Source organism: Veronia nyctiphanis (assembly GCF_004116385.1).
GTDB lineage: Bacteria > Pseudomonadota > Gammaproteobacteria > Enterobacterales > Vibrionaceae > Veronia > Veronia nyctiphanis.
The window spans coordinates 44,150-58,511 of record NZ_PEIB01000015.1 but is presented as its reverse complement, the minus strand read 5'-3'; the positions used below and the strand labels follow the sequence as shown (position 1 = coordinate 58,511).

The following is a 14,362-nucleotide window of genomic DNA, read 5'->3' as shown; positions in this document are numbered from 1 at the left end:
ACTGAATAACTTACGATGTCTATCCCTGATACCCCATTAGCCTTGGCATAAAGAGAATGACATCTGGCAACATGATCATCGTAAACAGGGCTGCCAATAGTACACCGATAAAGGGTATCACCTGCTTGATTATCCCCGCCAATGGTATGCCTGTGGTGCCGTTTATCACAAACAGTAACACACCATAGGGCGGTGTTATCAGTCCTATCATCAAGTTAACGATGGTAATCACCCCGAAGTGAATCAAGTCTATCCCCAGTTCACGACATGCAGGTATAAACAGAGGCACAATCACCAGTATCACAGTGGTCGCATCAAGTACGAAACCGAGCATTAAATACACCAGATTGACCATCAGTAAAAACTGAATCGGTGACAAGTCCAGCGCCTGAATTAAGTTCGCAATCGACGTTGGCACATTCTCTGTTGCAATGATGTAGTTGAAGATCAGCGCTGAGCCTATCACCAACCCCACGGATGCAGAGGAATAAGCACTTTCCTTCAGCGCAGCATACAGCTGCTTCAGGCTGATAGAGCGGTAAACGACTGCGGCCAGAATCAGTGCGTAGGCGGCAGCGACAGCAGCAGCTTCCGTCGGTGTGGTGACACCACCGTAGATGCCAAACAACAAAATGGCTGGCATCAATAATGTCGGTAATGCACGAAAGGTAATACCGGGGATCTCTTTCAGCGGTGTCCGAGGCTCTCTGACGATATTCATTCTATGAGAAAGGTAGCCATTCATCCCCATCAGAACAACGCCCATTAACAGCCCCGGCACTAGGCCTGCAATGAACAGATAACCGATAGACGTATCGGAGACCAACGCATAGATAACCATTGGGATGGATGGCGGAATGATCGGTCCTATCGTCGCAGATGCGGCAGTGATAGCAGCAGCATAAGCTGGGGGATAACGCCCCTCTTTGGTCATCATATTAATGATGACACGCCCAACGCCTGCTGCATCAGCAACCGCGGAGCCAGACATACCGGAAAATATCAGGCTTGAAACGATATTTACATGTCCCAGCCCTCCACGTAAATGGCCAACCATGGCCACACAAAACTGAAGCAATCTGTCGGTGATACTGCCAGCATTCATAATGTTAGCAGCGGCAATAAACAGGGGGACAGCCAATAAAATAAAGCTGTTGTAAAAACCCTGAATAATCTGCTCTCCGGCCAACGCCAAGTCTTGTCCACTGACAGCAAGATATACAATGGCACCAATGATCATCGAGAATGATACGGGTGCACCAAACGCTGCCAGCAAAAAGACCGCCAGCAAGCAAAGTGTTAACGCTAGACTCATTCTTTCACCTGTCCGTCCTTGTCGTCTTCGACCTCAAAGTTTGGATTCAAATAGCGAATCAGGTCGTAGACGTAGCGAAGAATTATGACTCCGAGGAAAACCCCATAAATACTGAACACATAATCAAGCCGCCATTTCAGGATGGCGCTTTTCTTGATTTTGTAGAAAGTGATGTAGTCCCACGTTGGCAAAAAACTGGCTCCGAAACCCACGATAACGCCAACAGCAGCAATAATCAGAAACACGCGTTTTGCCTTGTTTGGCACATTCAGGTACAGCAAATCGAAGCGAATATGATCTTTGTGCTGCAAGCAAAATGCACCCGCCCAGAAAATCACCCACAACCACAGTGTGAGCAGTAATTCAGACGACCAGCCTATAGGCGCATTAAACACATAACGGGAAAGTATTTGTGCGCAGAAAATCAGGAACATTGCGGCCAACATAATGACCGCAACACCGTCTGCAATCCGCTTTATCCAATCAAGGATGCTTTTCACAGGCTACCCTCACAGGTTATTTATTTTCTCTACCAGACCTTCAGGCCAGGTATCAGAGAAATCTGATTCCAAATACGCTTTTTGTACATGTGTGCGGAACGCATCCAGATTTGGTTCATACACTTTCAGGCCTTGTTCGCGGAAGAAATCTGCCAGTTCAGATTCCAGTTTCAGTTGGTTGTTGCGACCAAACTCTGCGGCATCGTTAGCTGCTTTCACTAACTGCTTCTGTTGCGCAGGTGTCATCTTGTCGTAAACCTTTTTCGAGATCGCCAGATAGTTGAGATCAACAAGGTGACTGGTCAACACGATTTGTTTCGTAACCTCATAAAACTTGGCATCTTTATCAGTAGGTAGTGGGTTGTCCTGTCCATCAACAGCACCCGTCTGAAGGGCGGTATATACCTCAGTAAATGCCATTGGCGTTGGGTTGGCACCCAGCGCTTTGCCTAAGAATTGCCATGCCTCAGAACCCGGCATCCGGAGTTTTACCCCTTTCAAATCAGCGGGGGTGCTCACTTTCATGTCTTCACGCAGGTTCAACTGGCGACGACCAAGGTAAATGACAGTCAGCAGCTTCACACCCAATGTGTCTTCCACTTTCTCTTTTAACGGCTCCATAAAATCTGCGTTAAACACAGCGACCTGATGGGCAGCGTCACGGTGCATGTAACCTGCAGAGAAAATCGAAAACTCAGGAATAAACTCTGCCAGCTCCTGTGCTGACGCCATTGCCATGTCAAGATTGCCACGCGCAATCGCCTCAAGTTCAGTACCTTGCTTGAACAGAGATGCGTTCCAGTGAGGCTCAAACTCGGCAAAGCTCGCTACCCCGGGACCAAACACAGTTGTCAGTGCGACAGCGCGTTGGTCAGTCTCTGAGCTTGGTGCTGACAGGCGAAGTTTAATATCAGCAGCACTGGCGACCGATACTGACACTAAGCCTGCGACCAGCGTCGCAGTCTTCAGGAAGTGATTCAGCCCCTTCGCTGACACTTTCGACAACACTTTCATAAAACACTCCTTTGTGCAGAAGCAGCATAAGCACGCTTCCTGGTAATGAAGTGACACTCCTTAATGCGAGTAATGTCACCGTTTGATATGCCATTAGCCTAGACGATGACTTTAACCCTGTGTTGTCAAAATGTGTCTCAAATGTAAAAACAGCCTATATTTCTACTTTTATGGGTCATTTTTTGATTTATAGTAAACCTAGATAATTTAGAAGCTGATCACACTCAATAGTGACCAAGGCCAATGCGCAGTAATGAGAAATAATGGCAAGTAAAGCATTGATAATATGAATAATAATTTAGTTTTAGCACAAGGTATCTGTACGCATGACCCTGTATGAATCGCTGAGAAATGACATTTTGATGGGTGAATTTGAGCCGGGAAGTCGGCTAAGAATTGAATCGCTGAAAGAAAAATATGGCAGTGGCGTCAACTTGATCCGCGAAAGTTTGACCCGTTTATCGAGTGAAGGACTGATCGTTGCCGAAGGACAAAAAGGATTCAGTGTTCTTAACTACTCCTCAAAACGCATGGAAGAGCTGACGCGCTTTCGTATTCTCGTTGAATCTGACGGAGCGAAGGCGTCTTTCGCCAATGGTGATATGGAGTGGGAGAGCAATCTCGTTGCTGCGCACCACAAACTTGAGCACGTAGAGAGCAAGATGCGCGAGAGTGTCGATGACAACTTTTTGATTTGGCATCGCTGCGACTATGAATTCCATGCAGCCCTCATTGCGGCTTGTGGTTCTGATCTTCATAAGCACTATCATAAGCAGATTTACGACCAATTCCGTCAATTTGTGATGATGGACATCCGTGCCAATGGCTTCAGAGGGATTCATATTATTGATGAACATGCAGACATCATGGATGCCGCATTAAAACGGGATTTAACTGCCTGTGTCACTGCTATTAAGCAACACCTCGAAGGATTTGTTTCTCGGATCAGTCAGTCTCACCCAGATAACTGACATCATGCATTTCACCCTAAACAGGGTTACTTGAAGAAGGAAAATCATAGCCAATGGAGATGTTAAACCTCGCCGTCGTTGGCGCTGGACTGATAGGTAAAAGCCATATTCGCCTAATAAAAGCCAGTGACAGCTGCAATCTGGTCGCAATCGTCGACCCGTTTGAGGAGAGCAAGTTACTCGCAGAGGAGCATCATGTTCCCCACTTTTCGAAGCTTTCTGACCTCATTTCAGTGTTAGAAGTCGATGGGGTTATTCTCGCCACCCCTAACAGCTTGCATGTCGAACAAGCCATGGCTTGTATTGAGGCAGGGATACCGGTTTTGATTGAAAAACCGATTTCTCACTCAGTATCAGAAGCCAACACACTGGTTAATCTCGCGTCACGGTCCGAGGAAATATTCAACAGCATACTTATTGGTCACCACCGCATGCATAGCCCCATTATGCAGCGGACACGCGAGGTGATTGACTCAGGTGTGCTGGGAGATGTGGTGGCGGTGAATGGCAGTGCGCTTTTCTACAAACCCGATGAGTATTTTCTCGCAGCGAAATGGCGAACGCAGGAAGGCGGTGGACCTATTCTGATCAACCTGATCCATGATATCGGTAACCTTCGCTACATGTGTGGTGAAATCACCGCGGTTCAGGCCATTGCATCCAATCGGCACCGAAATTTCGATGTCGAAGATTCTGTCGGGATAACACTGGCATTCGAGAATGGCGCTATCGGTACCTTTATTCTTTCAGATACCGCAGGCTCAGGACAAAGCTGGGAACAAACCTCACAGGAAAATAAAGCCTATACGACCTGTAAAGACGAAGACTGCTATCACGTCGCAGGTACATCAGGCTCTCTTTCGGTACCGACAATGCGACTCAAATACTACACCGAAGACAGAGAACGTTCATGGTGGAAACCCTTTGAATCAGAACGTGTATCCCTTGAGCGTGATGACCCACTGCGTCTGCAATTACAGCATTTTTGTAATGTGATCCGAAAGACAGAGCCCCCCTTGGTGACAGTGCACGACGGGCTACAAAACCTGCGGGTCACAGAGGCAGTAGTGAAAGCCGTGAAAGAAGGCAAAACCATCTACGTCGACGACATCCACTAAATTCAGTAATTTGATTCCGTTAACGTCATCACCTTGTACAGGAAAGGAAGTGATCAATGAAGTCTGTACTCATTCTCAATGGACCCAACCTCAACCTGCTAGGGCAAAGGGAACCTGAAAAATATGGCACCAGTACCCTGCACGATGTCGAACAGCTTTGTCGCGAAACCGCAGCCAAGCACGACCTCTCAGTGACTTGTCTACAAAGCAACCATGAAGGCGAGTTGATTGAAGCACTCCATCAGGCAGGTAAAGCGTTACTCAAGGGTGACATGCTGGGTGTTGTTTTCAACGCTGGCGCATATACACATACCTCCGTTGCCCTTGCTGATGCAATCAAAGGCGCGAATGTACCTGTTGTCGAAGTACATATTTCAAATGTTCATCAGCGAGAATCGTTCAGGCATCACTCATTTCTCACGCCAGTCAGCGAGGGCGTCATTGCAGGCTTTGGCATAACAAGTTATGTGTTGGCTATCGAAGGCTGGTAAGAAAACTGGAGATGTCAGCATGATCTATTCCATCGCCACCGTTTGCCTGTCCGGCACCTTACGACAAAAGATCGAAGCCATCGCCAAAGCTGGTTTTCGGGGTATTGAGATCTTCGAAAATGATCTGATTACCCACACTGGCTCTGTGCATGAAATTCGCAGCATGCTTGATGATCATGGCCTTGAGGTTGTGACCTATCAGCCCTTCCGAGACTTTGAGGGATTACCCGCGCCATATCGCCAAAAAGCCTTTGATCGTGCAGAACGCAAGTTCGATTTAATGGAGCAACTCGGCACAGACTTGCTCATGGTATGCAGCAGTGTTTCTCCCAACGCGCTGGGTGGCATTCAGCGTGCGGCAGATGATTTTCACGAGCTGGGTGAACGTGCCGAAAAGCGCCGTATGCGGGTGGCTTATGAAGCACTTGGCTGGGGTAAACATGTTTATGACTACCGGGATTCATGGGAAATCGTCCGCCGTACGAATCATAAATCTATTGGTTTATGTTTAGATACCTTCCATATCTTTTCGCGCCAGTGCGATTTGAGCACCATGCTGAATATTCCCGGCGACCAGATCTTTCTGGTACAAGTTGCTGACGCTCCGAGTCTGTCTATGGATCACCTGAGTTGGAGCCGTCACTACCGCTGCTTTCCGGGACAGGGTGATCTGCCATTGGATCAATTCATGGCCAACCTCCAAGCAACGGGCTATGACGGCCCCTTCTCACTGGAAATTTTCAACGATCAGTTTCGTTCGGGCTCTCCGGAAAAGACCGCCATCGATGGCTATCGCTCGCTGGTGTTTGCTAATAACGCAGCCGAAAAGATTAAGCAGGAGATACCAGCGCCTTTGCCCGACGTCTCACCCCCTTCAGAAATCCAGTTTATTGAGTTCGCCCTCAGCAATAATGAAAAACAAGGTCTGACTACGTTGCTGCAACATCTTGGTTTCACTCACGCAGGCACGCATAAAAAGAAAGATGTTGAGCTGTGGCGCCAAGGTAACATCAATATGGTCATGAACCTTGAGCCGGACAGTTTTGCGCAAAAGTACCACCAGCAGCATGGCGTGTCGGTTTGTGCGGTTGGGTTAACCTGTCGCGATGTCAGCCAGCTTGTTGCCCGCGCCGAGCAGCTTTGTTTCCCCGCCGTATTTGGTAACCCGGACACAGATACTCATGGTATTCCTGCTATTTCAGGGCCCGGCGCAGTCTCATCTATCTGATTGATGAAGCCGACAGCCCTGCGCACTGGGAGCGGGAATTCCATTGGCATGATCCGGCAGAGCCGCAAGCTTTTCTCGGCCGGGTTGATCACATTGCCACCACCATGAGCTATGAAGAAATGCTTCACTCCATTCTGCTTTACCGGGCAATGTTTGGCATGACAACGATGCCTACCGTAGATGTCTCAGACCCCGGTGGGTTGGTAAAAAGTCAGGCAATGCAGACGCCAGACAAGCAAGTCAGTTTTACCATGAACAGCAGTCAGGCTTCGCGTACGGTTTCCAGCAAAATTCTTGACCAGTATGCCGGAACCGGAGTGAACCATATTGCACTTACTACCAGAGACATGTTTGAAACAGCTGCGTTTATTGAGAAGCAGGGCGCCAACACTATGCCAGTGACTGCAAACTACTACGACGACCTGGCTGCGCGTTTTAACCTCTCGGATGAAACATTGAGACAACTTAAACGCTTCAACATCCTTTACGATGAAGATGGGTTCGGCAGTTTTTATCAACTTTACACCTCAATGTTCGCCGGACGCTTTTGTTTTGAAATCGTGCAACGAAATGGCTATCAGGGTTTTGGTGCGGCAAACAGCCAGATGAGACTGACCATGCAGGCCAGAGAATTGAATTAAGGAGAGTATGAAAAGCAGTATATTTTCCCGTATTAGACCAATTCTATTCACCATTTTCGGCTTTGCCATCAGTCACAACCTTTTCTTCATCATGCTGCCTATCAGGATGAAGGAAACGGGCTACGAAACTTCGAATATTGGTCTGGCGATGAGTATGTTCGCAGTCGGTGCGATTTGCGCCGGCTTATTTGGTTCGCGAGCGGTTATGCGTGTTGGACACATACGCGCCTTTGCGTCGATGGCCGCAATGCTAGCGATCATTTCTGTCGTTCATAGTTATTCCAACGATATTTTCCTGACTGCTGCACTCCGGATGATGGCCGGATTCTGTTATGTAACCTCATTTATCACGCTCGAAAGCTGGCTTAACGTACTGAGTGACCGCAGTAATCGCGGGCGTGTTTACGGTACCTACCAGATCTGTTTTGCCGTCGGTTTTGGTACGGCGCCGTTTTTGTTCAGCCTCTACAACGAGCAAGACCCAAGGGTATTTGGTGTGATCAGTGTCTTCTTGTGTTTTTCACTGATCATCATGTCGATGAGCCGCTTGCCTGCCCCCGAACTGCCCGAGAAAAGTGCACCGATGTCACTATCAACACTCTGGCGCTATTCGCCGTCGGGAACGATTTCATGCTTTTGTGCGGGCCTTATCAATGCGTCCAGCGTATCGCTTATCGCGCTTTACGCCTATGGCAAGGGGATTTCAGGAATTTGGCTGTCATTGATCCTCGGTTCCTATCAAATGGGCGGCTTGCTCACGCAGTTCCCGACGGGCTGGCTCGCCGACCGATTTGATAAGCGGGTGATTGCCTCAGGCCTGATGGTGATGGGCGTGTTGAGTAACAGCATGATTGTCTACGACTACTTCAACCCAATGCCAATTGAAGTGCTCGCCGTTTTATTCTGGATTTCTGGCGGCTCTGGCGTTGCGCTGTTCCCTCTCGCGGTGACGCAGGTGTTTGACCATATCTCGCCCAAAGAAGCCATGCCCGCCACCAGCAGCATGCAGATTTTACTCGGGTGCGGGGGCATTATCGGCCCTATCGTCGCCAGTAACCTGATGAACAGTTTCAGCATTGTCTGGCTCTATTACTACGTCATTGCTGTACATATATTTGTTTTTGCCTTCTTGACGACGCGAAAGCTGATCTTCCGTACAGAAACATTACCCGCTACCACGCAGTTTCAGGTTAACGTTCAGCCCCTGCCTACGGGTAGCACAGAGCTAGACCCCATGCTCGACTTTAAAGAAGTGGGTAAAACCAACCCCGAGCTTAAACTGCTCATCGCTGCATTGGGCCAAAATCCGTCTGACCCGGGTCAACTGATGAAAGTTGCATTGGAAGGTTCAGCGTTAAATGCCAATGACATTGCCAAGAACATTGCCCTAACTTTCCCGAAACGATCCGGCGAATTAATCGGCTATCTCGTCGAACAATTTCCTAAGCGGCGATTGGAAGTCGCCTATTCACTGCATGATTTATTTATCCTTCGTAAAGAAAGGATAAATCAGCGAATTCATGAAGTATTGATCAAGGATGCCAGCGATGAAGAGACAGCAGAGATTAATCAGCTTTTTGAAGATCTGGAATATGTCGGCTAATCGAATGTAAGCACTTGGGATCACGGCAGGATAACCTATCCAATAGACAAAAATAGGCTGCCACTAAGTATTCTGCACGACGTAATAGGTCTCCAACACATTTGTAGGCACCCTTTTCACCGACAAGACAAATCGCAATATTGCGCCTCTGATGCAGTGGTAAGAATTCAAGTCATCGCTGTTTGTTTTTCCTTACAATTTATTCATGTCCATATTAGCGTTTAGCAGAGGCTTTCTACGTCTTTGTTTGAAATTTAACGTTAAGCCTCTATTTATAAACAACCTTTCAGGGGTAATCATGTATAAATACATCCTATTTTCCGCCTTGTTTACATTACTCTCGCTCCTTTCATCATTTACTCATGCACATGGCTCGAAACAACACTATTGGTGGGGCGGCGCATTCAGCCACCCTCAGCCCTGTCACAATCACATAAACCCAAACCCTTTTCACTACTACTGGGCGCAGTTTTTTTGGTGGCACAACCACTGCCTGAATCAACAGCCTAACGCTGATGCAGGTGATAATCAGGATGTCGCCAGTGACACGCTGGTTAAACTTGATGGAACAAATAGCGCCGATCCAGACGGTATTCTTGTCAGGTATTACTGGCGACAGGTCAGGGGGCCTTGGGTGAAACTCAGTGGACGGCATTCCCCCAGCGCATCATTTACCGCACCCGATGTTAGCGAAGAAACACGCCTCGTTTTCCGGCTTACTGTTAAAGACAACATGTGGGCAAGGGACGTGGATTTCGTTTCAGTGAATATTTCGCCTGCGGATGCCACATCAAACGTAAATCTTCGTATCCGCTCAGTCGATGGCAGTCCGGTTTCCAACGCAGAACTGTCTTTCTTTCAGTCTGGCGTAGGGGTTTCGGACCTAGCAACCATAGTGAGTGGATCGCAACAGGTCGCTGTTGACCCAGAGACAGATTATGCTCTGAAAGTTAACGCGCCGGGATTTGCCGTGCAGAGCGTACCCTTCAGTTCACCAGCTTCAGGCGGAGAAACAGATCTCACTGTCACCCTCATCCCACGAGGAAGTGTTATCAATGTGACGGCGGCAGGTAATACCTCTGAAAACGGCGCTGATGGTGCAACCGTTTCATTCAACGCCAGCGAATTTGTTGATGACAACGGTAACGCCGTGACGCAGGAGATTCAGCTGACTATCACGCCCGTGGATATCTCTCAACCAGCACACTGGCTGCCTTCCCCGGCGACTTTACGGGCATTCTGGAAGGAAGCGGGGCCTCGTCTCCAATCGTCAGTTTGGGTACGGTAGAGTTTCATTTCACCGCCAATGGCGAAGAAATCGACCTTGCCCCCGGTGCTACCGCAGACGTCACCATTCCGATTTACACTGCCACCTATCCGGACGGCAGTAACATCAACATCGGTGACTCCGTACCACTGTGGTCACTGAATGAAGATACGGGAATATGGACGCAAGAAGGGAACGGAACCGTTATCGCATCGTCAGATTCACCAACAGCATTAGCCTTTGAGGCCACTGTTAGTCATTTTTCATGGTGGAACTGCGATGTCAGCATCAATGCGGGTCAGGTGACCGTAACCGTGGTTTCCGACAAAGAGGGGACAGCCACCATTTACGGTGAAACACAGACTGATATCGGCTGGCGGCCCAGTCAGGTCGGTACAGTAATTTCAGTTAACTCCTCAACAAACCCTTTATTTGTGCCCAGCAATGCGGAAACATGTCTGAGAGTCACCGCCAACTTTGACGACGGGACAAGCGCAAACAGCGACACGCAGTGTGTTACGCCAGCACCGAGTGAATCGCTGGCGAGAACATTCACGGTTGGGATTGATACAGGTGAACCGTTGAATGTGGTTCCGCTACCCAAAACGGGTGATGACCTCGTTGAAGTAGTAGGCTTATACCTCAACAGTCTTATTACTCCAATCCAGCTGCTGCCAGTTAGCACGGAATCATCGGTGACATATTCGATTTCGTCGGGCTCTTTGCCCCCGGGCATCAGTCTCAACGCAATTAATGCCACCCAAGCAGAAATCGTTGGCTCGACGACAACCTCAGGGAGTTTCAGCGCTATCATCCTCGCTATTGATGACGAGGGCGCATCAGACGAAATTATCGTGAGTTTTGACGTCAGCAATGCGGTTGCTCCCCCCGATTTGCCTGCGGCAAGCCAAAAAATTGAGGGAACTGAAAACGTTGTTGTTGATCTGAATACCTTCAATCAGGGCGGTGCAGTAGCAGCTTGGATGATATCTGACGAACTGCCTGACTGGCTGTCTTTCAACAACAGTACGGGAATTTTAACCATGATTGAGGAGCCTGATACTGTGTGTAAGAGCTTTACGTCCCCTATCATGGCAACAAACAGTTCGGGTAACGCCAATTCGCTATTAACCGTCGGCATATTTCAGGGCGGCACGTATGTTCAAATCGGTGGAGACGGCCTTCCTTGCGTAGACAATGTTGATCAAGGGCCTTTGTTCTGACATAAGGTGATCGAACTAAGCAAACGGGTCGGATAATTCCGACCCGTTACTGCTAAATCAATATTGGCTTAGAGTCAGCCCTGTCCTTTTCTGAATCCATCACTTTCATTTGTCCAGCGCTGTATCGCTCACCTATAACTTTCTCATCATTAATCAGAGCACTGAGCTGGCTAACCGTGGCATCATCAAGCAGAACATCGCATGCTCTTTGATTTTCAATCATATAGCTTACGTGTTTGGTGCCGGGGATAGGCACCAGTGTTTGCTTGCCAAGCTATTTTTCAGAGCCAGCAACCACGACAAGGCCAGTTGTGCCATTGAGCACCCAAGCTCTCTCGCTATGTCAGCCATCGGCCGTAGAAGCCGACTGTTCGCCTCAAACGCGTCAGGTTCAAAACGCGGGCTGCATTGCCAGTTCTGATATCGCCTGCGGTCAGATGAGTCAGGTTCTGTGCTTTTCCAGTCAAGAACTGCCGGGCCAGTGGCGAGAAGGGAACGAAGGTTACCCCTAACTCCTCGCATGCTGCGAGCATTTTCAGTTCAGGCAGCCGTGTCCAAAGTGAGTATTCCGACTGGACGGCAGCTATCTGATGCTCCTGACAGGCGCGTCGAAGTGTGTCTGAAGATACTTCGGAAAGACCAATTTCCTGCACCTTTCCTTGTCTCACCAGCTCAGACAGCGCACCGACACTTTCCTCAATCGGTACATTTGGATCGAGGCGATGAAGATAGTAAAGATCAATCACGTCAGTTTGCAGGCGCTCGAGGCTGGCTTCGCACTGTGCTCGGATTGTCTCCGGCCTGCCATCAATGGTCGGTTTGCCGTCTTTCTTGAACAAAGCACATTTACTGGCAAGTACATATTCACTGCGGCGATCTTTCAGTACACGACCAATCAAGGATTCGTTGTGCCCGCCGCCATACATGGTCGCCGTATCCAGAAAGTCATAGCCGTTATCTAAGGCTGATGCAGCAGAACTTCTGACACCTTGTCGTCCGATGGCCCATAGCCATGAGACATGTTCATACAACCAAGACCAATGGGGGATACCCTTAGTGAGCCGATTTGACGCTTTTCCATCTAACTGCCTGTTCTCGTAAGGTCTGAATTTAGGATTTTTCGCCGAGTACGTTATCGATGCGATCCAGCACTTTCATTGCCGCCAGCGCTTGATTGACACTCGCATTGGGTTCACGACCCTCTCGAATGGCAGCAAAAAACTCTCTGTCCTGAAGCTCTATCCCGTTCATAGAGACATCAACATCACTGACATCAATTGCGTTTTCGTTACCGTCGACCAAGTCATCGTATCTTGCAATGTAAGTCCCATTGTCACAGATATAACGGAAAAAGGTGCCGAGCGGGCCATCATTGTTGAAAGAAAGTGAGAGCGTACATAGAGCGCCCGAGGCCGTTTTCATTAAGATACTCATGTCCATCGCAATGCCTAACTCTGGGTGTTTCGGCCCCTGCATTGCCTGAACATCAACGATTTCCTCACCTGTCTGATACGCGAACAGATCAACAGTATGACAGGCATGGTGCCAGAGCAGATGATCTGTCCAGCTTCGTGGTTGACCCAACGCATTCAGGTTTTTGCGACGGAAGAAGTAGGTCTGTACATCCATTTGTTGAATGCGAATCTCACCCGCTCGCAGTTTTTGGTTCAAATACTGATGCGAGGGGTTGAAGCGACGGGTATGGCCAGCCATGGCAACAAGGCCAGTCTCACGTTGCACATCGCAAACACGTTGTGCATCTTCCAGTGAGTCAGCCATCGGGATTTCTACCATCACATGCTTTCCTGCCTGCATGACCTCAATGGCCTGACTGGCATGGATAGGCGTTGGGGAGGTGATGATGGCAGCCTCTACCCCGGGAAGAGCAAGCGCATCCTGAAGGTCCAGCGTCCACTCTGGTATCCCGTACTTTTCAGCAGTTGCACGGGTACTTTGCTCTTCACCACCAGCAATACCCACCACTTCAACATTTTCAATATTCTTAATCGCATCCAGATGTTTGTGTCCGAATGCCCCTTCTCCAACCATGATGATTTTCATTTTTCCCTGACTCCCTCGGTAAACGGCGACGTAGTAACCGTTTACACCGCTGTTTGTATAGGTCGCTGTAACTGTAGCGCTCCACTTCTTGGCTAATTGGCTGAGTGATTTATTAGCCCCAAAAGAGGGGGCTACGTTGCGCGGTCACTCTTGTTTTCCAGTAACGTGAGACCGTAGTGCGAGTTCGACACAGGCACATGACTAAATCGATACACTTCCTCGACGTCGAGATCCATTGCGCCACGCATCACCAGCCACATGATGACCTCAATGCCTTCTGAACCAGCCTCGCGAAGATATTCCGTATGGGGCGTATCTTTGACTGAAAGCGGATCATTCACCATGTTATCGAGCCAGTTCAGGTCAAATTCGGTGTTAATCAGCCCAGCACGCTCTCCCTGAAGTTGATGAGACATGCCACCAGTACCAAAAACAGCAACAGTGATGTCTTCAGGGAAAGACTCAATAGCTTTGCGCAGTGCTTTCCCGATGTTGTAGCAACGGTTCCTGTCGGGGGTGGGTATTGCACAACATTGACAGCAAACGGGATCACCTTGCAGGGCCAGCTTTCAGGTTGCCCATACATGATTGAAAGTGGGACAGTGAGGCCGTGGTCAACGGGCATTTCATTGACTATCGTCATATCAAATTCGTCGAGGATCAGTGACTCAGCGAGATGCCATGCCAATTCACTATGACCTTCGCATTCCGGCACATTTCTCGGGCCATACCCCTCATCCGCAGGCGGAAAGCTGGGCGCCACACCAATAGAAAAGGTGGATACTGATTCCAGAGAAAACGCAGACGCATGATCGTTATACACCACCAAGCAAACGTCCGGCTTCACTTTCTCCATCCATTCTCTTGCAGGTTGAATACCATCAATAAACCGTTGCCAATATTCACCCTTCATGGTGCCGTTATCCATGG

14 protein-coding genes and 1 pseudogene are annotated in these 14,362 nt (G+C 48.8%); 8 read left to right on the top strand and 7 right to left on the bottom strand.

Going from position 1 to position 14,362, the window contains the following annotated elements; all coding sequences use genetic code 11:
* Positions 1-19: 19 nt before the first annotated feature.
* Genes CS022_RS13210 through CS022_RS13200 form a run of 3 tightly spaced genes read right to left on the bottom strand, consistent with a single transcriptional unit; the run spans position 20 to position 2,829 of the window.
* Entirely contained in the window at positions 20-1,315 is a 1,296-nt protein-coding gene (locus tag CS022_RS13210) for a TRAP transporter large permease (RefSeq protein ID WP_129122675.1), read from the bottom strand.
* The gene (locus CS022_RS13205) at positions 1,312-1,815 is read right to left on the bottom strand and encodes a TRAP transporter small permease (protein WP_129122674.1); all 504 of its coding nucleotides are present in this window, start codon (positions 1,813-1,815) and stop codon (positions 1,312-1,314) included. The genes CS022_RS13210 and CS022_RS13205 overlap by 4 nt, the downstream gene beginning before the upstream one ends.
* Positions 1,816-1,824: 9 nt before the next feature.
* Positions 1,825-2,829 (bottom strand): sialic acid TRAP transporter substrate-binding protein SiaP, encoded by a 1,005-nt coding sequence (locus tag CS022_RS13200; RefSeq protein WP_129122673.1) that lies wholly within the window; start codon positions 2,827-2,829, stop codon positions 1,825-1,827.
* A gap of 326 nt (positions 2,830-3,155) precedes the next feature.
* Here CS022_RS13200 and CS022_RS13195 point away from each other — a divergent pair, with 326 nt between their 5' ends.
* From CS022_RS13195 to CS022_RS13165, 8 genes are all read left to right on the top strand, one after another.
* The gene (locus CS022_RS13195) at positions 3,156-3,800 is read left to right on the top strand and encodes a GntR family transcriptional regulator (RefSeq protein ID WP_129122672.1); all 645 of its coding nucleotides are present in this window, start codon (positions 3,156-3,158) and stop codon (positions 3,798-3,800) included.
* A 53-nt stretch (positions 3,801-3,853) separates the two neighbouring features.
* On the top strand, positions 3,854-4,918 hold the full coding sequence (locus CS022_RS13190; protein ID WP_129122671.1) for a Gfo/Idh/MocA family protein: 1,065 nt from the start codon (positions 3,854-3,856) through the stop codon (positions 4,916-4,918).
* A gap of 56 nt (positions 4,919-4,974) precedes the next feature.
* The gene (gene aroQ, locus CS022_RS13185) at positions 4,975-5,409 is read left to right on the top strand and encodes a type II 3-dehydroquinate dehydratase (RefSeq protein ID WP_129122670.1); all 435 of its coding nucleotides are present in this window, start codon (positions 4,975-4,977) and stop codon (positions 5,407-5,409) included.
* 19 nt (positions 5,410-5,428) lie between these two features.
* A complete protein-coding gene (locus CS022_RS13180) occupies positions 5,429-6,637 on the top strand; it encodes a sugar phosphate isomerase/epimerase and 4-hydroxyphenylpyruvate domain-containing protein (RefSeq protein WP_235869498.1) in 1,209 nt (402 codons plus the stop codon).
* A gap of 104 nt (positions 6,638-6,741) precedes the next feature.
* Positions 6,742-7,278 (top strand): VOC family protein, encoded by a 537-nt coding sequence (locus CS022_RS26390; RefSeq protein ID WP_235869497.1) that lies wholly within the window; start codon positions 6,742-6,744, stop codon positions 7,276-7,278.
* A gap of 7 nt (positions 7,279-7,285) precedes the next feature.
* Positions 7,286-8,881, top strand: a complete 1,596-nt coding sequence (locus tag CS022_RS13175) for an MFS transporter (protein ID WP_129122669.1) — start codon at positions 7,286-7,288, stop codon at positions 8,879-8,881.
* A 298-nt stretch (positions 8,882-9,179) separates the two neighbouring features.
* A complete protein-coding gene (locus tag CS022_RS13170) occupies positions 9,180-10,169 on the top strand; it encodes a PKD domain-containing protein (RefSeq protein WP_129122668.1) in 990 nt (329 codons plus the stop codon).
* The gene (locus tag CS022_RS13165; RefSeq protein WP_129122667.1) at positions 10,157-11,371 is read left to right on the top strand and encodes a hypothetical protein; all 1,215 of its coding nucleotides are present in this window, start codon (positions 10,157-10,159) and stop codon (positions 11,369-11,371) included. Before CS022_RS13170 ends, CS022_RS13165 begins: the two co-directional genes overlap by 13 nt.
* A 52-nt stretch (positions 11,372-11,423) precedes the next feature.
* Here the strand turns inward: CS022_RS13165 and CS022_RS26385 are convergent, their stop codons facing one another.
* The 4 genes and pseudogenes from CS022_RS26385 to CS022_RS13150 form a co-directional block, all read right to left on the bottom strand.
* Positions 11,424-11,594, bottom strand: coding sequence for a hypothetical protein (locus CS022_RS26385; RefSeq protein WP_235869496.1), 171 nt, complete (start codon positions 11,592-11,594; stop codon positions 11,424-11,426).
* Between the two features lie 115 nt (positions 11,595-11,709).
* On the bottom strand, positions 11,710-12,402 hold the full coding sequence (locus CS022_RS13160) for an aldo/keto reductase (RefSeq protein WP_235869495.1): 693 nt from the start codon (positions 12,400-12,402) through the stop codon (positions 11,710-11,712).
* 79 nt (positions 12,403-12,481) lie between these two features.
* Positions 12,482-13,432 carry a Gfo/Idh/MocA family oxidoreductase gene (locus tag CS022_RS13155; protein ID WP_129122666.1) on the bottom strand — a complete coding sequence of 317 codons (951 nt, stop codon included), beginning with the start codon at positions 13,430-13,432 and terminating at the stop codon, positions 12,482-12,484.
* Between the two features lie 131 nt (positions 13,433-13,563).
* Positions 13,564-14,345: pseudogene (locus CS022_RS13150) on the bottom strand (class III extradiol dioxygenase subunit beta).
* Between the last annotated feature and the right edge of the window lie 17 nt (positions 14,346-14,362).